At 70.1% G+C, this 20789-nt stretch carries 21 protein-coding genes; 4 read left to right on the top strand and 17 right to left on the bottom strand.

Annotation, left to right across the window (positions count from 1 at the left end; all coding sequences use genetic code 11):
• Positions 1–30: 30 nt before the first annotated feature.
• The 3 genes from EWH70_RS22585 to EWH70_RS22575 all read right to left on the bottom strand — a co-directional run bounded on the left by EWH70_RS22585 (position 31) and on the right by EWH70_RS22575 (position 2562).
• On the bottom strand, positions 31–753 hold the full coding sequence (locus EWH70_RS22585; RefSeq protein ID WP_130477611.1) for an Abi-alpha family protein: 723 nt from the start codon (positions 751–753) through the stop codon (positions 31–33).
• A 232-nt stretch (positions 754–985) separates the two neighbouring features.
• Positions 986–1603, bottom strand: a complete 618-nt coding sequence (locus EWH70_RS22580) for an alpha/beta hydrolase (protein WP_130477474.1) — start codon at positions 1601–1603, stop codon at positions 986–988.
• The gene (locus tag EWH70_RS22575; protein WP_130477473.1) at positions 1600–2562 is read right to left on the bottom strand and encodes a ring-cleaving dioxygenase; all 963 of its coding nucleotides are present in this window, start codon (positions 2560–2562) and stop codon (positions 1600–1602) included. The genes EWH70_RS22580 and EWH70_RS22575 overlap by 4 nt, the downstream gene beginning before the upstream one ends.
• 124 nt (positions 2563–2686) lie before the next feature.
• On the opposite strand from EWH70_RS22575, the gene EWH70_RS22570 reads away from it, so the two are divergent.
• A complete protein-coding gene (locus EWH70_RS22570; RefSeq protein ID WP_130477609.1) occupies positions 2687–3157 on the top strand; it encodes a MarR family winged helix-turn-helix transcriptional regulator in 471 nt (156 codons plus the stop codon).
• Here EWH70_RS22570 and EWH70_RS22565 read toward each other — a convergent pair.
• Positions 3099–3530, bottom strand: coding sequence for a hypothetical protein (locus EWH70_RS22565; protein ID WP_205669211.1), 432 nt, complete (start codon positions 3528–3530; stop codon positions 3099–3101). The genes EWH70_RS22570 and EWH70_RS22565 overlap by 59 nt on opposite strands.
• Before the next feature lie 89 nt (positions 3531–3619).
• On the opposite strand from EWH70_RS22565, the gene EWH70_RS22560 reads away from it, so the two are divergent.
• Positions 3620–4954: a CoA transferase gene (locus tag EWH70_RS22560; RefSeq protein ID WP_205669210.1), complete on the top strand. Its 1335-nt coding sequence runs from the start codon at positions 3620–3622 to the stop codon at positions 4952–4954.
• A gap of 6 nt (positions 4955–4960) precedes the next feature.
• On the opposite strand, the gene EWH70_RS22555 is transcribed toward EWH70_RS22560, so the two are convergent.
• From EWH70_RS22555 to EWH70_RS22540, 4 genes are read right to left on the bottom strand one after another with little or no spacing between them, the layout of a single operon-like run.
• Positions 4961–5797: an ABC transporter permease gene (locus EWH70_RS22555; protein ID WP_130477472.1), complete on the bottom strand. Its 837-nt coding sequence runs from the start codon at positions 5795–5797 to the stop codon at positions 4961–4963.
• Entirely contained in the window at positions 5794–6759 is a 966-nt protein-coding gene (locus tag EWH70_RS22550; RefSeq protein WP_130477471.1) for an ATP-binding cassette domain-containing protein, read from the bottom strand. Before EWH70_RS22550 ends, EWH70_RS22555 begins: the two co-directional genes overlap by 4 nt.
• 9 nt (positions 6760–6768) lie before the next feature.
• The gene (locus EWH70_RS22545) at positions 6769–7683 is read right to left on the bottom strand and encodes an SRPBCC family protein (protein WP_130477470.1); all 915 of its coding nucleotides are present in this window, start codon (positions 7681–7683) and stop codon (positions 6769–6771) included.
• A complete protein-coding gene (locus tag EWH70_RS22540; RefSeq protein ID WP_130477469.1) occupies positions 7676–8002 on the bottom strand; it encodes an ArsR/SmtB family transcription factor in 327 nt (108 codons plus the stop codon). The genes EWH70_RS22545 and EWH70_RS22540 overlap by 8 nt, the downstream gene beginning before the upstream one ends.
• 77 nt (positions 8003–8079) lie before the next feature.
• Here EWH70_RS22540 and ilvD point away from each other — a divergent pair, with 77 nt between their 5' ends.
• Positions 8080–9753 carry a dihydroxy-acid dehydratase gene (gene ilvD / locus EWH70_RS22535; protein WP_130477468.1) on the top strand — a complete coding sequence of 558 codons (1674 nt, stop codon included), beginning with the start codon at positions 8080–8082 and terminating at the stop codon, positions 9751–9753.
• Positions 9754–9762: 9 nt separating this feature from the next.
• Here ilvD and EWH70_RS22530 read toward each other — a convergent pair whose 3' ends face one another.
• The 6 genes from EWH70_RS22530 to EWH70_RS22505 are packed head-to-tail and all read right to left on the bottom strand — an operon-like array spanning position 9763 to position 17198.
• Complete coding sequence (locus EWH70_RS22530; RefSeq protein WP_130477467.1) at positions 9763–11133, bottom strand: Gfo/Idh/MocA family protein; 1371 nt, start codon at positions 11131–11133, stop codon at positions 9763–9765.
• An 18-nt stretch (positions 11134–11151) separates the two neighbouring features.
• Positions 11152–13008, bottom strand: a complete 1857-nt coding sequence (locus EWH70_RS22525; protein WP_130477466.1) for a DUF5107 domain-containing protein — start codon at positions 13006–13008, stop codon at positions 11152–11154.
• Positions 13005–14006, bottom strand: a complete 1002-nt coding sequence (locus tag EWH70_RS22520; protein ID WP_130477465.1) for an ABC transporter ATP-binding protein — start codon at positions 14004–14006, stop codon at positions 13005–13007. Before EWH70_RS22520 ends, EWH70_RS22525 begins: the two co-directional genes overlap by 4 nt.
• A gap of 10 nt (positions 14007–14016) precedes the next feature.
• Positions 14017–14895 carry a carbohydrate ABC transporter permease gene (locus tag EWH70_RS22515; protein WP_130477464.1) on the bottom strand — a complete coding sequence of 293 codons (879 nt, stop codon included), beginning with the start codon at positions 14893–14895 and terminating at the stop codon, positions 14017–14019.
• 9 nt (positions 14896–14904) lie between these two features.
• On the bottom strand, positions 14905–15810 hold the full coding sequence (locus EWH70_RS22510; RefSeq protein ID WP_130477463.1) for a carbohydrate ABC transporter permease: 906 nt from the start codon (positions 15808–15810) through the stop codon (positions 14905–14907).
• A complete protein-coding gene (locus tag EWH70_RS22505) occupies positions 15810–17198 on the bottom strand; it encodes an ABC transporter substrate-binding protein (RefSeq protein ID WP_130477462.1) in 1389 nt (462 codons plus the stop codon). Before EWH70_RS22505 ends, EWH70_RS22510 begins: the two co-directional genes overlap by 1 nt.
• Positions 17199–17372: 174 nt before the next feature.
• Here EWH70_RS22505 and EWH70_RS22500 point away from each other — a divergent pair, with 174 nt between their 5' ends.
• Positions 17373–18158 carry a DeoR/GlpR family DNA-binding transcription regulator gene (locus tag EWH70_RS22500; protein WP_130477461.1) on the top strand — a complete coding sequence of 262 codons (786 nt, stop codon included), beginning with the start codon at positions 17373–17375 and terminating at the stop codon, positions 18156–18158.
• Here EWH70_RS22500 and EWH70_RS22495 read toward each other — a convergent pair.
• From EWH70_RS22495 to EWH70_RS22485, 3 genes are read right to left on the bottom strand one after another with little or no spacing between them, the layout of a single operon-like run.
• Entirely contained in the window at positions 18148–18969 is an 822-nt protein-coding gene (locus EWH70_RS22495) for a class II fructose-bisphosphate aldolase (RefSeq protein ID WP_130477460.1), read from the bottom strand. The two genes, EWH70_RS22500 and EWH70_RS22495, sit on opposite strands and share 11 nt — an antisense overlap.
• The gene (locus tag EWH70_RS22490; protein ID WP_130477459.1) at positions 18969–19889 is read right to left on the bottom strand and encodes a 1-phosphofructokinase family hexose kinase; all 921 of its coding nucleotides are present in this window, start codon (positions 19887–19889) and stop codon (positions 18969–18971) included. The genes EWH70_RS22495 and EWH70_RS22490 overlap by 1 nt, the downstream gene beginning before the upstream one ends.
• Complete coding sequence (locus EWH70_RS22485) at positions 19886–20785, bottom strand: ROK family protein (protein WP_130477458.1); 900 nt, start codon at positions 20783–20785, stop codon at positions 19886–19888. The genes EWH70_RS22490 and EWH70_RS22485 overlap by 4 nt, the downstream gene beginning before the upstream one ends.
• Positions 20786–20789: the final 4 nt, after the last annotated feature.

The raw sequence follows: 20789 nt of genomic DNA, 5'->3' as shown, positions 1-20789 counted from the left end.
GTGACCAGCGACGATCCGGATGGTCGGTCGTCAGTGCCCCGCCGGGTCGCACGCCTGCCAGAACTGCGCGCCCAGCGTCGATATCCGCAGTGACCGCCGGACGAACCGGGCCCGCTTGACCGACGCCTCCGCGGCACGCACGACGTTGTCGGTCATGAGGATCTCGTATTGGGTCTCCAGCGAGCCGATCTCGCCCTCGATGTCGGCGAGACCGAGGCCGACCAGCCGGGTCACGTAGTGCGGAGCCTGGTCCAGCAGCGTGACCCCGGCCGCCTTGCCGACCGTCGACGCGTTGCGCAGCACCGTCCGTCCGGCACCGCCGAGGTTCGTCCGTTCCGTGACGTCCAGCACCGGGTATGGAGCGCCGTCGGCGAGTGCGGCGAGAATCCTCGCCTCGTCCGGGGTCAGCTGACGCAGGATGATGGCGTAGAGGTACTCCCGCGCACGGTCGGCCGCGAGCCCGATCGAGCGGTTCAGCAGCTCGGCCATCGCGGCACGCAGCGGTTCGGCCGCCCCCTGGCCCGCGGGGACGACGGCGACGGCGTCCCTGACCTCGTACCTGCCCGCCTCAGCGGTCGTCACCCGCCCGTTGTCGGTGTGCTGCTGCATCGCCGACGCCGCGCTCAGCGCCGCCAGGTACGGGTCGTCGACGGCCTCGAGCCTGCGCCGGAGCTCGCTCATGGCGGCCCGCTCCAGCGACCGGAGGCTTCGTTCGGCCACCTCGGCGCCGGGCAGCCGCCTGCCGAGCGACATGCCCGTTCGCGCGGCCCAGCCGGCCAGCTGGCTCGCTCGCCTGACGAATCCCGGTTCCTCTTCGCGCACACCGACTCCCCTCGCGCTCTCCCCCGGATACTACTTCGCGGTAGGTCGCCGGTCGCGTCCGAATCGGTGATCAGGCACGGGCACGAACGGCCCGTTCATCCACCATGCGCCGACGGCCGGCCCGTTGGCGTGTTCCGGGGTTGCGCCCTGCTCAGGCGGCATGTCACGGTCGTGAGGTCAGCCAGGCAGCCGCGGCCTCGACGCCGTCGAGGGTGATGTTGTGGCCGCCGGGGTGACGGTGAATGGTGACGTCGGCCGAGCGTTCCCGCAGGGACCGAACCAGGCGGTCGGCGGAGTCCAGCGGCGCCATTGGATCCCTGGTGCCGTTGGCCAGGAACACCCTGCTTCCGGTGAGTGAGTGGTCCGGCGGGTCGGGCACGGGCTGCATGGCCGCGAACAACGCGGCCTCACGCAGCACGTCCGGCCGCAGCAGAACGAGCGCTGCCGCGATGTTGGCGCCGTTGGAGAACCCGACGGCGACCAGCCGGCGCCCGGCCAGGCCGTACTGCTCGCTCGCCGCGGTGACGAACTCCGCCAGTTGGTGCGTCCGCGCGATGACGTCCTCGGTGTCGAAGACGCCTTCACGCAGGCGGCGGAACCAGCGGGCGGCACCGTGCTCGGACACCGGTCCGGCCGGCGCGAGCATCGCCGATCCGGGGCTGAGCTCCTTGCCGAGGCCGGCGAGGTCCCCGGGGCTTCCGCCGGTGCCGTGCAGGAGCAGCAGCACCGGCAGGCCCGGGTCGCCCTCGGTGAACAGGTGTTCCAGTGACAGCGAGGTCATGCCCGGACCTCGGGGTTGTTCTCGCTGGGCAACCGCAGCTTGGGCAGCGTCGCCGAGATCTGCTCGCGGTTGGGCTCGAGCCACGGCGGCAGCTTGAGCGCCCGCCCGAGTTCGAGCAACGGCTCGTCGATGGAGAAGCCGGGTTCGTCGGTAGCCACCTCGAGGAGGGTGCCGCCGGGCTCGCGGAAGTAGATGGAACGGAAGTACTGCCGGTCGAGCACGGAGGTGACCTGAACGCCCTTGTCCACCAGTTCCTCACGCCAGGTCAGCTGGGTCGGCTCGTCGGGCGCACGCCAGGCGACGTGGTGCACCGTGCCCGCCGCGACGAGACCTCGCGGGGCATCGGGGGTGACCAGGACGTCGACCATCGCGCCCGGGCCACCGTCACCGGCGCTGAACCGTAGCCGGTTGCCGTCCTGCTCGGTGAAGCTCAGGCCGAGGTCTCCGGTCAGCATTCCGGCGGTGGCGTCCTCTTTGGACACCGAAAGCGTCACCGAATGCAGTCCGCGGATCGCGTGCTCAGCCGGGACGAGGGCGGTGTCCCACGGCTCCCGCGGATCACCCTGCGGATGCGCGACGAGCGCGAGGACCAGACCGTCCGGGTCCTGAAAGGTCAGCGTCTCCTCGTTGTCCCTGCTGGTGACCTGACTGGTCTCCACGCCGGCCGACGCGAGGTGCTGCTTCCACCAGCCGATGGAGGCCTCGGGCACGGAGAACGACGTCGTGGTGGCCTGGCCGGTGCCACGCCGCCCGCTGGGCGCGTCGCGCCAGGGGAAGAACGTCATCAGCGAGCCGGGACGGCCGGAACCGTCCCCGTAGTAGAGGTGGTAGGTGCCCGGGTCGTCGAAGTTGACTGTCGTCTTCACCAGGCGCAACCCGAGTGTGCGCAGGTAGAAGTCCGCGTTGCGCTGGGGGTCGCCACCGATGGCGGTGACGTGGTGCAGGCCGCTGGTCTTCATGGGTTTCTCCTCAGAGCCGGTAGAACCAAGGTAATCCGAAAACATCTTCCGCGCAAGATATATTCCGGCGAGATATAGTGGAGGCGTGACGACGCGACCCGACCCCCGGACAGACGACGACGAGATGGTCACCTGGTGGGGCCTGGTGATCGAGGGCTACCTGGCCACTCAGGACCGGTTGATGGGCGAGATCGAGCGACGGTTCGGGCTGGCGCCCGCGTCCTTCGACATCCTCATCCGCCTGCTGCGTTCACCCGAGCACCGGATGCCGATGACCCGGCTGGCCAAGGAGGCGGCGCTGTCCAGCGGCGGTTTCACGAAGGTGGCCGACCGGCTGGCGGCGGCCGGGCTGATCCAGCGCGTACCGAGCCCGGACGACCGCAGGGTGACCTTCGCCTGCCTCACCGATCACGGGAAGGAGATCGCCTGCGAAGCACGGCGTGCCTGTGCCGCGATCCTTCGCGAGATCGTGCTGGAACCGCTCGGTACGGACACCTCGACCGCGCTGGCCGACGCCATGCGGCTACTGCGCTCGGTCAACGGGCGGCAGGATGCAGCCGAGCAGCCCTCCCGAGCATCGACGCCGTCCACATGACGAATCCCCAGATCGCCGCGGCGGCCAGCGCGTCGGTGACGATGGTGGCGAACCAGAAGGCGGGGATGTTCGGCACGTCGATCACGAAGTGCCCGAGCGAGCCCAGCCCGGAAAGCGAGTAGACCAGCAGGAAAGCGTTTGCGGCCCAGTAGCGCCGCTGCGTGTACCGCAGGTAGCCGACCGCGCCGGCGGCCGTGAGCAGGACCCAGGCGCCCGCGACCAGGATCTGGGCGACCAGGTCACTGAGACCGGGCACCGGCGGGTACTGGTCGATCGCGAACACGTTGTGGGCGTAATGCAGACCCGTGCTGAGCACGCTGAAGCCGAGCACGATCCGGAGCGCGACCAGGCCGGTGGTGTGGGCGTCTCGCATGGTCCCTCCCGGGATGCTCATTTGATAGATCGCTCTAGCGACGAGGGTAGGGCACCGCCCGCCCGCCGACAAGGCGGAGAATCGGCCAGGTGAACGAACCGACGTGGCGGCACGCACTCGACCGGGCGTGGTTGGCGGTCGCCGGTGACGAGGAGCGACCTGCCGAGGTGCGCGTCGACGGCGAACCCGGCCACCTGCCGTCCCGGCTGCCGGTGCTCGACGTGGCAATCGCTTGCGTGGGTACCGCGTTGCTGGCCGGTGCCGCGTTGTGCGGCGCGCGCTCGGTCGGGCTCACGACCGGGCACGTCGCCGCCGCGGTACGCAGCGAAGCCCATCTCCGGCGGGACGGGATGGCGGCACCGGCCGGGTTCGCCAGGCTGTCGCGGTTCTGGCAGACCGCCGACGGCTGGTTGCGTACCCACGCCAACTACCCGTGGCATCGGGATTCCCTGCTCGACGCGTTGGGTGAGCCGGACGACGTCGAGGCGGCCATGTCGCGGGAACGCGCCGCCGACCTGGCGGAACGGATCGTCGCGGCCGGCGGTGTCGCGGCGGCTGTCCGCACCGAGTCGGAGTGGCTGGCCACGCCCGCCGGGCAGGCGGTGGCCGCCGCTCCGCTGATCGAGGCCGTCCGGACGGGCGACGCGGAACCGCGCCGCCGAGGGGCGGGGCCGCTGCCGGCGTCGGGCCTGCGGGTGCTCGACCTCACCCGGGTCATCGCCGGCCCGGTGTGCACCCGCTTCCTCGCCGCGCTCGGCGCGGACGTCCTGCGGCTGGATCCACCCCACCGGCCGGAACTGCCCGGCTCCGAGGACAGCCTGCTCGGCAAGCGCAGCGCCGTGCTCGACGCCCGCACCGCCGTGGGCCACGCGCGCCTGCACGAACTGCTCGGCGCCGCCGACGTGCTGGTCCACGGCTACCGTCCCGGCACGCTGGACGCGTTCGGCCTCAGCCCTGCCGACCTCGCCGAACGTCACCCCGGCCTGGTGACGGTGTCGCTGTCGGCGTGGGGAACGACCGGCCCGTGGGGTGAGCGGCGGGGTTTCGACAGCATCGTGCAGGCGGCCTCCGGGATCGCGATGGCCGAGTCAGCCGATGAGCGAACGCCGGGCGCCATGCCCTGCCAGCTCCTCGACCACGGGACCGGATACCTCTGCGCGGCGGCGGCACTGGACGGCGTCCGCCGCCAGCGCGCGGAGGGGGGCACCTTGCATCGGCGGCTGTCGCTCGCCCGGACCGCCCACTGGCTGCTCGGGCAGCCGCGGCCGGCGCATGCGGTGCCGTCTGCCGCCCCGGAGGGCGACCGGTGGCTCACCCCGGTCGACGCGCGCATCACCGCGGTGAGCCCACCCGGCACACTCGACGGCCACGGCCTCAGCTGGCCGAGACCGCCGGGATACGGAACCGCCGAGCCCCGGTGGTGAGCGCGGTCAGCGCTTCTTCGAGTAGAGCCGCATCACGATCGGGCCGAACACCGCGACCAGGGCCACGCACGCGACGAGTACCCACCCGACCTGCGCGAATCCGACGTTGCCGTGCATCAGCCCACGCACCGCGGTCACCAGATGCGTCACCGGGTTGACGTTGACGACGGCCTCCAGCCACGACGGCATGGTGTCCGGGCTGACGTAGATGTTGCTGCCGAAGGTGAGCGGCATCAGCACCATCATGCTCCAGCCCATCACCGACTTGGACGTCTGCAGGATGAGGCCGAACATCGTCCACACCCAGGACAGGCTGAACGCGAACACCAGCAGGAGCAGCACGCCGAGCACCACACCGACGACTCCACCCGACGGGCGGAATCCCAGGATCAGCCCGAGCACGATCGTGATGGTGGCACCGAGCGTGTAGCGGACGACGTCACCGAACAACGCCCCGACGATCGCCGCGGGCCGCCAGATCGGCAGCGTCCGGAACCGGTCGAACACGCCCTTGGCGATGTCCTCGTTCATCCCGACACCGGTGTACATCGTGATCATCACGATGCTCTGCACCAGGATTCCCGGCAGAAAGACCTGCAGGTAGGCGTCGGTCGAACCGGCCAGCGCGCCGCCGAACAGGTAGGTGAAGATCAGGGTCATCATGATCGGGAAGATCGTGACGTCGAACAGCTGGTCCGGGACGTGCCTGATCTTGAGCATGGCTCGCCAGCCGAACGTCAGCGCGGCGGACAACGCACTCGGCCGCCGCGGCCGGGTACGCATCGTCAGCGCCTTGCGCAGATCCTCCTCGACGAGCGGGCTCGCCGGTGGCGCCGTGGTCATGCCACCACCTCCTCGGTCTCGTGTTCCTCAGCGGGGTGACCGGTCAGCGCCAGGAACACCTCGTCGAGGCTGGGCTGGCCGAGCGAGTAACCGGCGACCGAGATCCCGGCCTCCGGCAGCCGCGCGAGCGCGGCGGCGACGCGATCCGGCTGGGACACCCGCACCACCAGCGCCGCCGGGTCGGACTCGAACTCCACCGGCTCACCGAGAGCCTCGGTCAGGATTCGCTCGGCGTCGTCGCGCCGGGCCGGTTCGGTCAGGCGGACGTGGAGCGCGCCCGAACCGACGGAGGCCTTGAGCTCCCCCGTGGTGCCCTCGGCGATGACGCGGCCCCTGTCGATGACCGCGATGCGGTCGGCCAGCTGATCGGCCTCCTCCAGGTACTGCGTGGTGAGCAGCACGGTGGTGCCCTCCCGCACCAGCGCGCGGACGATGTCCCACACCTGGTTGCGGCTACGCGGGTCCAGGCCCGTGGTCGGCTCGTCGAGGAACATCAGCTCCGGCGCGACGACGATGCTCGCCGCGATGTCGATCCGCCGTCGCATGCCGCCCGAGTAGTTCTTCACCAGCTTGGCGCCGGCCTCGGCGAGGCCGAACGCGTCGAGCAGCTCGCCCGCGCGGACGCGGGCCTGGCGTTTGCCGAATCCGAGCAACCGTCCCAGCAGGACGAGGTTCTCGACGCCCGTCAGGTCGTCGTCGACCGAGGCGAACTGCCCGGTCAGGCTGACCTTGCTGCGCACCTTGTCGGCATCGGTGACGACGTCGTGGCCGAGCACCTTCGCCGTCCCGGCGTCGGGCTGGAGCAGCGTGGCCAGCATGCGGATCGTGGTCGTCTTGCCCGCCCCGTTCGGGCCGAGAAACCCGTACACGGCCCCGCCGGGGACGGCGAGATCCACGCCGTCGACCGCCCGGGTGTCGCCGAACGTCTTGACCAGCCCGGCGGCCTCGATCGCGTGTTCCATCCACACTCCCTAATGAAGCTCGGCCCTCAGCTGGTTGAATCGCTCGTCGGACCATTCGCGTTCCAGTCCGAGCAGCGATCCGAACAGCACCTCGAGCCGCACCTGCCACGCGGCCAGCAGTACCGGCAGCTCGGCGTCGAACCGGCGGGCGACCGTCTGGGTCAGCTCCACATAGGTGGCCAGCCTCGGTTCGTGGACGAGCTTCCAGCGCACCTGTCCGGCGGTCAAGCCATTAAGGGTCCACTCGAAGACGAGCAGCCGTGGCGACTCCACCTCGGTGACCTGGCCTGCCTGGATCGGGCCGGCGGTGAACCCCGGCGGCGGAGCCTGTCCCTCGGTGACGGTTCCACCGTCCGCGAGCATCTCCCAGACGGTCTCGACCGGACGCCAGACGACGTCACGGCGGAACCGCACCTCGAAGCCGTCCGCGGTTTCCACGACCTCGCCCCTGCCGATACCGAAGTGCTCCACATAGGACTCCATCAGCGGGCGGTGGTCCGGCAGCTCGGCCTCCACCCCGTCCAGCCGGGCTTCCAGGGCGACGAGGCAGACCTCCCAGCCGGCGGTGTTGCGCGCCGCGATGAACTCCTGGCCCTCGGTGAGAGTGTGGGTGAACACCAGCACGCTGCCCCGCTCGTGCGAAAGGATCTCGAACCGCAGTACCTCGTCGGCCCACCGGAAGGCGTACACCTTCGGCGGGTCGTACTCCAGCACCTCGCCGCTGGTGACGTCCTCGCCGTCGTCCATGACGAACCGCATCGACGCGCCCGCGGCCGCCTCCGCCTCGATCACCGCGGGGAACCAGTGCTTGAGCTCGTCCGGATCGGACACCGCCCGCCACACCTTGGCGGGTGGATGCGCGAGCACCCGCTCGAAGCGCAGCACCGGCTTGCCGCCGATCGTGGTCATGGTCGTGTCACCCATCGATCTCCTCCTCGTCGGGCATGGTGTCGAGATGGCGTTCCAGCGCGTCCAACCTGGACTCCCAGAACCGGCGGTAGGGCGCGAGCCACTCGTCGATCTCGGCGAGCGGCTGCGGACGCAGCCGGTACCAGCGCCGCTGCGCGTCCTGGCGCACCTCGACCAGGCCCGCCTCCCTGAGGATCTTCAGGTGTTTGGACACCGTCGGCTGAGTGAGCGCCAGGTGGTCCACCAGGTCTCCGACCGGTTTCTCCCCCGCCCGGAGCAGGTCGAGGATCTCCCTGCGACGCGGCTCGGCCAGCACCTCGAATGTACTTGCCATGGCATCAATATAGCCCACTTGGCATATGCGTCCAGTGTGGGCTCGCGTCAGACCGCCCGGCACTGGAGAATCGCGGCATGGCCGACCTCAAACCTCGCAGCAGGGACGTCACCGACGGAATCGAGCGGGCGGCCGCTCGCGGCATGCTCCGCGCGGTCGGGATGGGCGACGAGGACTTCAGCAAACCGCAGATCGGCATCGCCTCGTCGTGGAACGAGATCACCCCGTGCAACCTGTCGCTGCAGCGGCTGGCGCAGGCGAGCAAGCAGGGTGTGCACGCCGCGAACGGCTTCCCGATGGAGTTCGGGACGATCTCGGTGTCCGACGGCATCTCGATGGGCCACGAGGGCATGCACTTCTCGCTGGTGTCGCGGGAGATCATCGCCGACTCGGTGGAGACCGTCATGGAGGCCGAGCGCCTGGACGGCGCCGTGCTGCTGGCCGGGTGCGACAAGAGCCTGCCGGGCATGCTCATGGCGGCCGCCCGCCTCGACGTCGCGGCGGTGTTCCTCTACGCGGGCTCGATTCTGCCGGGAACGGTCGACGGCCGCGAGGTCACGATCATCGACGCCTTCGAGGCGGTGGGGGCCTGCGCCCGCGGCCTGATCAGCCGCGAGGAGGTCGACCGCATCGAACGCGCGATCTGCCCCGGGGAAGGCGCGTGTGGCGGGATGTACACGGCCAACACCATGGCGTGTGCTGCCGAGGCGCTCGGCATGTCGCTGCCCGGCTCGGCCAGCCCGCCGTCGGTGGACCGCCGCCGGGACAGGTTCGCCAGGTCCAGCGGGGAGGCCGTCGTCGGGATGCTCGCCGAGGGCATCACCGCGCGGCGCATCCTCACGAAGGAGGCGTTCGAGAACGCCATCGCGGTCGTGATGGCACTCGGCGGGTCCACGAACGCCGTGCTGCACCTGCTCGCCATCGCCAACGAGGCCGGGGTCGAACTGACGCTGGACGACTTCACCCGCATCGGCGACCGCGTGCCGCACCTCGCGGACGTGAAGCCGTTCGGCAGGCACGTGATGACCGCGGTCGACCGGGTCGGTGGTGTTCCGGTCGTGATGAAGGCGCTGCTGGACGCCGGCCTGCTGCACGGCGACTGCCTGACCGTCACCGGCCGCACCCTGGCGGAGAACCTGGCCGAGCTGGACCCGCCGGAGCTGGACGGCGAGGTCGTCCGCAAGCTGAACAACCCGATTCATCCGACCGGCGGCCTGACCATCCTGCACGGCAGCCTCGCACCGGAGGGCGCGGTGGTGAAGAGCGCGGGGTTCGACTCGACGCGGTTCGAGGGCACCGCGCGCGTCTTCGACACCGAACAGGCAGCCATGGACGCACTCGGCGAGCTGCAGGCGGGCGATGTCGTCGTGATCCGCTACGAGGGCCCGCGGGGCGGCCCGGGGATGCGGGAGATGCTCGCGGTCACCGGCGCCATCAAGGGCGCGGGCCTGGGCAAGGACGTGCTGCTGCTGACCGACGGGCGCTTCTCCGGCGGGACGACCGGCCTGTGTGTCGGCCACGTCGCACCGGAGGCGGCACATGGCGGGCCGATCGCGTTCGTCCGTGACGGCGACCCGATCACGCTCGACCTGGAGACCCGGACCCTCGACGTCGGCGTGCCCGCCGAGGAACTGGAGCGCAGGCGCGCGGGCTGGCAGCCGCCACCGCCGAGCCGGCGCACGGGCGTACTGGCGAAGTACGCCCGCCTCGTCGGCTCGGCGGCCAAGGGTGCGGTCTGCACCGGCGACTGACCTGCCGGATCAGGGCTTCGGCGAGTCCGGACCGGCGTGCGGGGTCTTCCAGTTGCCCCTGGTGAAGTCCGGCACGGCGACCGGCGCGCCACCGCGACGGATCGACGTCACCGTCAGCGGGAACGGCGCGTTGGTCGCGGCCGAGTCGTAGACGTCCAGGTCCGGCGGCAGCCCCAGCCGCATGCACTGCACCAGCCGCCACAACATGATGTAGTCCATCCCGCCGTGCCCGCCGGGCCCGGGACCGACGTCGGTCCACAGCCAGTGGTCGAACGACTTGTAGTTGTCGAACGGGTCCCACTGGTGGTCGCTCGCGTCGGGTTCGAGGTAGATCCGCGGCGGGTAGTCCTCGAACACGCCCTTGGTACCGGCCAGGTGATTGAGCCTGCTGTACGGGTGCGGCCCGGACACACCGTGCACGACGTGGATGACCCGGCCCCGCTCGGTCTGGATCAGGCTCTGCGTGACGTCACCCTTGACGTAGCGCTCCCGCCACGTCTCGTCACCGGCCGGCATGTGCGCGGCGCGGTACTCGGCGAGGCCGAGCGCCGGGGTGCTCATCGCGGTGATCCGCGCGAGCCGGTCACCACGGTGGATGTCCATGTACGCCGCCACCGGCCCGAGGCCGTGCGTCGGGTAGTGATCGCCGTCCAGCCGGGTGTGCCACTTGCGACGCCACTGGTTCGCGTAGTACGTCTTCGAGAACAGCAGCTCCCGCAGGTCGTGCAGGTACGCGCCGGCGCCGTGCAGCAGCTGGCCGAACTTCCCCGCGTGCGCCATCCGCAGGACCCGCATCTCGTTGCGGCCGTAGACGCAGTTCTCCAGCTGGATGCAGTGCTTGCGGGTCTGCTCGCTGGTGTCGACCAGCTCCCACAGATCCCGCACCGTGATGCCCATCGGGCACTCGACGCCGACGTGCTTGCCACCCCGCATCGCCTCGACCGACATCGGCACGTGCCACTCCCACGGCGTGGCGACGTACACGAAGTCCACATCGGACCGCTGGCAGAGCTTCCGGTATTCCTCCTCACCGCCGGAGTACTGCGCGGGCTGTGGCTGCCCCGCGTCGGTCACCACCTTCGCCGCCTTCCGCACGACGTCGGCTCGGGTGTCACACAACGCGGTCACCCGCGCGTTGGGGACCGCGAGCAGCAGCGGCAGCATGCTCGCGCCCCGGTTACCCAGCCCGATGATGCCGAACCGCGGCGCGTCCATCCGCTGGAACGGCACCCCGATCATCGACTTGCCGCGCCGAGCCGGTGGTGACTCCACCTCGTCCGGCTCGGCCGCGGCGGGCAGCACACCTGCTCCCGCCGCGCCGAGCCCCAGCCCGGCGATCGCTCCCGCGCGCAAGGCCCCGCGCCTGGACAGTTCGCCCATCACTCCTCCTGGTTGTTCCTATGACATCCGGAAGTCGTACCTCTCGGGAAGCGGAGTCTCGGATCCCAGACTCCATTGAATCTCCTGCCACGTATCGGAAAGTGACGTCTCGCCCTCACGCAGATCGGCGATCTCGAAGCCTTCGTCGAAAACGGCCAGTGCACCCGCCGGGTCACCGGTGGCCAGCAGCGCGCGTGCCTCCAGCAGCCGGATCCGGCCAAGTCCGCGAACCCGCTCGGGTAGCTCGGACACCAGATCGAGGACACCTCGCGGCCCCGCCGCCTCGACGGCCTCGACCGCCAGCGCGGGCTCGTCCGGACGCAGTGCGAGTGCCGACGCCAGCAGCTCGGCGGCTTCCTCCGGCCGACCGTCCATTGTGGCCATAACGGCGAGGTTCCGGCGTGCCCACGGGTTCGCCGACGCCGCATCGGACGCCAGCCAGGCCGCCGACGCACCGGCGCGGTCGCCGGTGTACCACCGCGCGACACCGCGGTGGTACCAGACCAGCCAGTTGTCCTCGGCATCCTCGAGCAGGCGGCGCCAGGCGGGTGCGACCAGGGTGCAGCCCGGCGGTGTGCCGGGCTCGCCGCGCAAATCCTCGCCGGACAACAGGTCCAGCCACGGCCGCTGCGGTTCACCAGGTTCGCCGAACGGTGTGCCGGGTAGGTCGAACCCAGCACGCCGCACCTCCAGCGCTCCCCAGCCCGATCCGGTGTGCAGCATCTCGCCCGGCTCCCGGTCCGCGACCGTGCGCCACTGATCCAGTCTCGACTCCAGTACCTCGGGGTCGGCAATCTGGGTCTCGACGCCCGCCGGGTCTGAAATCCCAGACACCGGTCCGTACGCCTCCAGCCAATCCCAGCTCTGCCCTGGGGGCAGGCGCAGGTGTTCCAGCTGGGTGCGGGCCAGACCGGCCTGGATCTCCAGGTAGCCGTCACCCGCCACACCGGGCGCCAGCCAGCTCTGCCACCGCCGCCCACCGCGTCTGGTACCCCAGACGAAGAGTTTCCGCCCACGCAGCCGGGCGGTCGACGCCTGCGCGAGGCCGTAACCGTCACCGCCGACCGCAGCGATCCACGGCCGGCGTACGGACATCTCGAAGAAGAAGTCGGCCGCGTGTTCGTGCCGCATCGGGCTGGTCAGGTCGGGCGTCACCGGGACCAGGTCCAGGGTCCCGCGGTAGCCGTAGTGCCACGCCTTCTCCGCTGGGACGAGCACCCTGGTGTCCGCGGACTGCGGGACGGCGATGTTCGACCACCAGTACGCGGGGACGTCCTCGTCGTGCGGGTTCCGGACGCGTACCCCGACCAGCAGGACCGGCGAACCCTCCGGCAACCAGAAGTCGACCAGGTAGGGCAGGTTCCTCGTCCGCTCCCACTCCCAGATCCGCAGCACCGGTGAGCCGTCCGGTCCGGTCACGGCGGCGGCGTGCATGGGCGAGCAGGTCAGCGTCGTGTGACCGGTGCTGCCCAGGTTCCACTCCACGCCGCCGGCGAACCAGGCGTCGCGCAGCGCGAGGTTCGCCGGCTGGAACACCGGGTTGCGGAACAGCAGTTCCCGCCCGGTCCGCTTGTCCACCAGCGAGTACAGCCTGCCGCCGAGCGAGGGCAGGACGACCGCGCGGAGCAGGTCGTTCTCCAGCGCCAGCGCCGGCAACGTGCGGGGCCGCAACTCGCGGTCGTAGCCGTCCTGCCGCAGGCAGGGCAGGACGCTGTCCAGCCTGCCGTACTCCAGGCCGGCCCGCAGGTCCGCCGGCAGCTCGTCCGGATTGGCCACCTGCTGGACCGGTTGCGGCGAAACCAGTGGTGGCAGCGGGTTCTCGGATCCCAGACTCGCCGCGGGCAGTTCGACGTCGGCTCGATACAGCTCGGTCATGCGTCGGCCAGCCGCAGGCCGGTGCCGGCGTCGAACTCGTGCGCGGCGCCGGGCAGCGGGTCGAGGCCGATCCGGTCGCCACGCTCCCACGGCGCCATGCCGGGCGTGCGCACGACCAGCGGAACGTCGTGATCCGGTGTCGTGCAGTACAGGTACTGGTCGCTGCCCAGTTCCTCGACGACCTCGACGGTCGCCCGGATGCCGCCGTCGTCCTTGCTGATCCGCCAGCCCTCCGGCCGTACCCCGAGCACGACGTCGCCCCGGCGCAGGAGGTTCATCGACGGCGAGCCGATGAACCCGGCGACGAACACGTTGGCCGGCTTGGCGAACAGGCCCATCGGGGTGTCGCACTGTTGCAGCACGCCGTCCTCGAGCACGGCGACCCGGTCACCCATCGTCATGGCCTCGACCTGGTCGTGCGTGACGTACACCGTCGTGACCCCGAGCCGCCGCTGCAACGCGGCGATCTGCGTCCGGGTCGACACCCGCAGCTTGGCGTCCAGATTGGACAGTGGCTCGTCCATCAGGAACACCTGCGGCCGCCGGACGATCGCCCGGCCCATGGCCACCCGCTGCCGCTGACCGCCGGACAGCTTCGCCGGCTTGCGCCCGAGCAACGGCGTGAGATCCAGCAGCTCGGCTGCCTCGGCGACCAGACTGTCCCGTTCGGCCTTCGGAATCCTGCGGATCTTGAGGTGGAAGCCGATGTTCTCGGCGACCGTCATGTGTGGGTACAGCGCGTAGTTCTGGAACACCATGGCGATGTCGCGCTCGCTCGGCGGGACGTCGCTGACGTCGCGGTCGCCGATCCACACCGAGCCCTCGTCGACACCCTCCAGCCCGGCGAGCATCCGCAACGTCGTCGACTTGCCACAGCCGGACGGGCCGACCAGGACCAGGAACTCGCCGTCGGCGACGTCGAGGTCGAGCCCGCGGACCGCCGGTTCGTCGTTGCCCGCGTAGTAGCGCGTCGCGCCGCGGAAGGACACCGTTGCCATCGCTATCCCCTCACTTCCCGGCGCCGAGCGTGAGCCCGGTGATGATCCGGCGGGCCAGCAGGACGTAGAGCACCAGCATCGGCAGCACGACGATGGCGACGCCGGCGAGCAGGCCGCCGTACTCGGACTGGTACCGCGCGGCGCTGTAGAACGTGAACAGCGCGCGGGCCAGCGTGAACTTCGCGTTGTCCTGCAGGAACACGATGGCCAGCAGCGTCTCGTTCCACAGACCGATCGCGTTGAGGATGAGCGCCGTGATCAAGCCGCCGCGGGCCAGCGGCAACATGATCGAGAGGAACGTCCGCAGCGGCGAGGCTCCGTCGATCGCCGCAGCCTCCTCCATCTCGCCGGGCAGCGACCGGAAGAACCCGGTCAGCAGGAACACGGTGAACGGCAGCGACAACGCGACGTAGATCAGCAGCAGGCCGAACAGGTCGTCGGTCAGGTTCAGCTCGGCCATGCCGACGAACAGCGGGATCACGACCGTCTGGAACGGCACGCCCATGCCGATGGCGAAGAAGTTCGTCAGCGGGTTGGAGCCGCGGACACCGAGCCGGGTCAGCGCGTACGCAGCGGGCGCGGCCAGCGCGACCGTCAGTACCGCCGCCACCGCGACCAGCACCGTCGTGGTCAGGAACGCCGAGCCGAAACCGGCCTGGTTCCACGCGTAGGAGAAGTTGCGGAAGGGATCGCCGACCGCGAACCACTGCAGGGGAAGCTGGAACGGCTGGGTGAAGATCTCGACGGGCGTCTTGAACGACGACGCGATCAGCCAGTACAGGATGAACAGGTTGAACGCGGTGAACACCCACACCACTGTCTTGCCCACCAGACGCAGCGGGCTGAACCGGCGGGAGCCGGGCGGGGGCTTGGGTTTGCGTGCCGACATCTGCCGTCCCTAGAACTGGATCACGTCGCGCCGCATGATCCGGCGCAACAAGACGACGAACACGGACACCAGCACGATCATCATGACCGCGCAGGCACAGGCCGCCCCGTAGGCGGGCGTTCCCTTGGTGCCGAAGGACCAGTGGAACACGTAGATCCCGAGCGTCCAGGAACGCACCGGCGGCGACTCGGTACCCGGCCCGGCGAGCACGAAGACCAGCTCGAAGATCTTCATCGCGTTGATCGTCCACAGCACACCGGCCACACCGACCACGTCCCAGGTCAGCGGGAGCGTGACGTTGCGGAACTTCTGCCACGGTGACGCACCCGCGATGTCGGCGTCCTCGTACAGGTAGGGCGGAATGCGGTCGACCGCGGCCATCAGGATCGTGATGTAGAAGCCGGAGCTGGCCCACACCAGCGCGGCGATCACGGTGTAGGTGACGTTCTCCGGCTGCAGGAACTTCGCCGCGGACAGGCCGACGGACTCCAGCAGGAAGTTGGCCAGGCCCTGCTTGTTCGGCTGGTACTGGAACACGAACCCGAGGAACATGCCCAGCGCCACCGGCGCGACGATGTTCGGGAAGAACAGGATCGCCCGGACGATCTTGCCGCCCCGCATGTCCCGCAGCACCATCGTGAACAGGAACGCGAGCAGGAACGTCCCCGCCCCGCCGACCACGATGTAGAGCACGGTGTTGAGGAACGAGTACCAGAACGCCTCGTTGGCGAACATCTCCCGGTACGGCGTGATCCCGGCGAACTCCGGGGTGTCACCCGCACCGGACCAGCTCGTGAAGCTGAGCACCACCGTGGCGATGGTCGGCAGTACCAGGAAGATCAGGTACAGCGCCATCGCCGGGCCGAGCAGCGGCCAGAACAGCCGCCGCCTGCCCGTCGTGACGGCCGACGCCATCAGCCCTGCGCCGTCCAGTACTCGGCCGTCTTGGCGGCGAGCTGGTCGATGAACTGCTGCGCGGTCAGCGTTCCCTTCAGCAGGGCGTTGCTGGCCGGGTAGAAGACGTTCTCGACGTACTTGCCGCCGAACATCCCGTCGATACCGTCCTTGAACAGTGCCGGCTTCTTGTTCGGGTCGTCGAGGACGGCCTTGATCTCCTTGAGGTCGTCCGGCACCGCGAGGTCGGCCCGGGGCGTCAGGTTGTTACTGACGGCTGGGATACCAGACAGGATGTCCTTGTTGAGCACGTAGGCGATGAACGCCTTGGCCGGCTCCGGGTTGCGGGCCTTCGCCGTCACCGAGAACCCGATGGGCAACTGCTCGACGATGTCGTGCTTCGCACCCTGCGGAAGCGGGATCTGGAACGATCCGAACGTGATCGACTGGCCACCGCCCTGCTTGCCGAGGTACTCCCGGGCCTCGCTGGGCAGCCAGCTGCCGTTGTAGACGAACGCGGACTCACCGTCGGCCCAGCGCTGCTGCACCTGCGGGAACTTCGAGGCGTCCCAGCCGGACAGGAAGTAGCCACCCTTGGCCAGCCGTTCGGTCAGCTTGGCCGCCTCCAGGAAACCGGGGTCTGACTTCCAAGACTGTCCACTTCGGTCGGACGCGGCCTTGGCCAGCCCACCCGGCCCGACGTACCGGGCGGCGAACTGGGTGAAGAAGTAGGCGTTGTAGTCGTTGATGTCGCCGTCCTGGCTGATCACGCCCTTGCCGGACTGCTTGATCCGGTCGAACAGGCCGAACATCTCGTCGATCGTCTTGGGTGCGACGAAGTCTGGGATGTCAGACTTGTCGTACCACCAGGCGTTGGACAGCACCTCGTACGGCACCAGGAACGGCTGCCCGGCCTTGTCCTTGTTCTGCGCCAGCTCGAACGTGCCGGGGGTGAGGACGTCACGCACCGTCTTGTCGCCCTCGCCGACCTTCATCGCGAACACGTCCTGCACGCTCTGCGTGCCACCGGGTGCCATGATCGCCGCGGACATCTGGTTGAGGTCCTGGTCGATCAGATCCGGGACGGAGTCGGTGTTCAGCGACGGCGCCACGTTCTGGGTGAGGACCTTGCGGCCGAGCCACTGCACGGTGATCTGCACGCCGGTCTTCTGGGTGAAGCAGTCGATGGCCTTCTTCAGCACCCGGCCCTGCGGCTCGTCGGCCGTCCACATCGACCAGTAGGTGAACTGCTTGCCCACCGGTTTGACGCCCGGTTCGGGACACGGCGCCGCGAAGTACTGGTCCACCCCGGGCAGGCTGTTGGCGCCGGGGTTCTCACCGCCCGTCGGAGTTCCGCACGCCGCCAGCACGGCGGCGGCAGCCACCACCACGGGAAGAATCTTGCGCATGGCCCACCACCCTGTCGAGTTGCGCGTAAGTGCGCAGTTTTGTCGGCTTTCACGCATGTGTCAACAGACACAGTGAACAAAGTTGCAACAACTTCCGGTTGGCGCATCATGTTCACGCAGCAATACGTAGTAGGTTCGAGCACCGGTGGGAAGCACCGGGGAGGGACGGCGCCCGTGGACCGGCACGAACGGCTCAGTGTGCTGCTGGACATGGTGGGCCAGCGCGACAAGATCGATGTGGACCAGACGGCCGAGGAACTGGGCGTTTCGGCCGCGACCATCCGCCGCGATCTGGACCATCTGGCCGAACGCCAGCTGCTCACCCGCACCAGGGGTGGCGCCGTCGCCAGCAATGTCGCCTACGACCTGCCGCTGCGGCACAAGGCCGCTCGCAACGCGCCGGAGAAGCAGCGCATCAGCGCCGCCGCGTCCCGGCTCGTCGAGCGGGGCATGGTCGTCGGCATGAACGGCGGCACCACGATCACCGAGGTGGCCAGGGCCATCGCGACCCGCCCGGACCTGAACGAGCGAGCCGACGTGCCCGCGCTGACGGTCGTCACGAACGCGCTCAACATCGGCAACGAACTGGCCGTTCGCCCGCACATCAAGACCGTGGTGACCGGCGGTGTCGCGCGGCAGCACTCGTTCGAGCTGACCGGACCGCTGGCCACGCACATCCTCGAGGAGATCACGCTCGACCTGGTCTTCCTCGGCATCGACGCGATCGACCCGCAACGCGGCGCCTACGCCCACCACGAGGGCGAGGCCAGCATCGACGGCCTGCTGGCGTCACGGGCCCGTCAGGTCGCGGTCGTCGGCGACAGCTCGAAACTGGGCGGCAGCGCGTTCGCGCGGATCTGCCCCATCTCCGCCGTCGACCTGCTCATCACCGACACCGCCGCACCCCCCGAGATGGTCTCGGCGTTCGAGTCCGAGGGCATCCGGGTCCTTATTGCCTGATCACCGACAGCAGCCGTTCCACCTCGGCCGCCAGCCGATCCCGGCCGGCGCCGAGGTACTTGCGCGGATCGACCACGTCCGGATGCCGCTCGCAGTAGTCCCGCACCCCCGCGGTGAACTCCTTGTTCAGCTGCGTCGCGATGTTGATCTTCGTCATCCCGGCGCTCACCGCCTTGGCCAGATCGGTGTCTGAAACCCCAGACGACCCGTGCAGCACCAGTGGCACCCCCACGGTGTCCCGCAACCGTCCGATCAGGTCGAAGTCCAGCCGCGCGTCCCTGGTCAGCATGGCGTGCGAGGTCCCGACCGCGACCGCCAGCGCGTCGACACCCGTCGCCGCGACGAACTCGGCGGCCTCGGCGGGATCGGTCCGCGCGCCGGGTGCGTGCACGCCGTCCTTGCCACCGACCTCACCCAGTTCGGCCTCCACCCACACACCGTGCCGGTGGCAGTGCTCGACGACCTCCCTGGTCGCACGCACGTTGTCGGCGTAGGGCAACGACGACGCGTCGAACATCACCGAGCCGAACCCCAGCTCGACCGCCTCGCGTACCAGCTCCGGCGACTCGGCGTGGTCGAGGTGCACGGCGACCGGCACGGTCGCCGCCCGCGCGGCGGCCAGCGCCGCCAGGCCGATCGGGCCCAGCGCCCCGTGGTAGCGCACCGCGTTGTGACTGAGCTGCAGGACCACCGGCGAATTCGCCGCCTGCGCGCCGTCGACGATCGCCGTGACGTGTTCGAGCTGGATGGCGTTGAACGCGGCGCATCCCCGCCCCGGCTCGATGATCCGGCCCGTTCCGACCAGTGGCATTACCCGATCTCCTCGACGGTCACGGCCGGCAGTTCGGCCTCCAGGTAGGCGTGGTCGATGTCGCCTGCCAGCGGGCCGAGCACGGCGGAAGCCGACAGAGCCACCACCCGGCGCAGCAGGCCCGGCCAGTCCGGTGTGCCGCCTGCCAGCGCCTCGGCGATGCCGGCGACCGCGGCGTCACCGGCGCCGGTGGCGTTGCCGGTCAGGGACCGCGAGGGGGTGGCCAGCCAGGTGCCGTCGGCGCAACGGGCCATCATTCCCCTGGCGCCGAACGACGCGACGACCGCGCCGGCGCCCGCGTCCCGCAGCATTTCCATGGCCCGCAACGGTTCGTCGGAGCCGATCACCTGCCGCAGCTCGTCGGCGTTCGGCTTCACGACGGCGGGCCGTCCGGCCAGCCCGGCCAGCAGCGGTTCGCCCGACGTGTCCAGTACCGAGGGCACACCGTGTTCCGCGGCCAGCGCCAGCAACTGGGCGTGGGCGTCGACCGGCGCACCCGGCGGCAGGCTGCCGGAGCTGACCAGCACACTCGCCTCGCCGATCCGCCCGCGCACCACGTCCAGCAACGCCGCCCACTCCACGTCGCTCGGTGGCTCGCCCGGCTCGCTCACCAGCGTCTCCGTCGAGTCCGCTGTGGACACCACGGTGACGGTTCGCCGTGTCGGCCCCGCCACCTCGACTGTCTGGTATGCCAGACCCGAACTGTCCAGCTCCTCCACGACGGCCCGGCCGTCGGAACCGCCGACCGGCAGCACCGCCAGCGTCGGTACCCCCAGCGAGTGCAGCACCCTGGCGACGTTGACACCCTTGCCGCCGGCCCGCCGGTACACCCGGTCGGCCTTCACCACCCCGCCCGGCACCAGCCGCGGCACGCGGTAGGTGACGTCGAGCGCCGGGTTCGGGGTGACGGTGAGGATCATCCGGCCGCTTCCCAGGCCAGCAGCCCGGCGCCGAGGCAACTCGCCATCTCACCGAGTTCGGCGAGCCGCACTTCCGGTCGCCGCTGGAACCTCAGCAGCCCGTCCAGCCGTTCCCGCACCGGGGCGGCCAGTGCCTCCCCCGCGGCGAACAGCCCGCCACCCACAACGACGACCTCGGGCGCGACCAGCGTGACGAGGACCCGCAGGCCCTTCGCCAGCGCGTCGATCGCCTCGTCCACCACCACGGCGGCGTCCCGGTCGCCACCATCGGCGGCCGTCAGTACCTCCCGCGAACCGGCAACCTGCCTGCCGGTCCGCTCGGTGTACCGGCGTGCGATGGCCGCGGCCGAGCCGACGGTCTCGACGCAGCCGGTGTTCCCGCAGGCGCAGGTCACGCCGTGGCCGACGTCGACGTGTCCGATCTCGCCCGCGTACCCACCACCGACGACCAGCCGACCGTCCATCATCATCGCCACCGCGATCCCCGTACCGACCGGCATGAACGCGACGTTCGCGCAACCACGGGCCGCGCCCAGCCGCGCCTCGGCGAGCCCGCCTGCCCGTACGTCGTGGTCGAATGCCACCGGCACGCCGGTCCGGTCGGCGAGGATGGCGCCGAACGGTACCTCGCGCCAGCCGAAGTTGGCCGCGTAGTGCGCGACCCCACGGTGCACGATGCCGGGAACCACCACCCCGATCGCCGCCGGCTTGCTGCCACCGGCCAGGTCGGCGACCAGGCCCTCGACCTGGCCTGCCAGCGCGTCGGCGCTGGTCACCCCGGGTGCCTCGTGCAGAGTGGCTGCCCGGCGAGTGTCCAGGACCCGTAGGTCTCGGTCCAGCAGCGCGGCCTTGATCGCCGTGCCGCCGATGTCCAGAGCCACCACCCGTGTCGTCATGCCG

Origin of the sequence: Amycolatopsis suaedae, assembly GCF_004214935.1 — a bacterium.
Lineage (GTDB): Bacteria > Actinomycetota > Actinomycetes > Mycobacteriales > Pseudonocardiaceae > Amycolatopsis > Amycolatopsis suaedae.
This window is presented reverse-complemented; position numbering and strand designations above follow the sequence as displayed.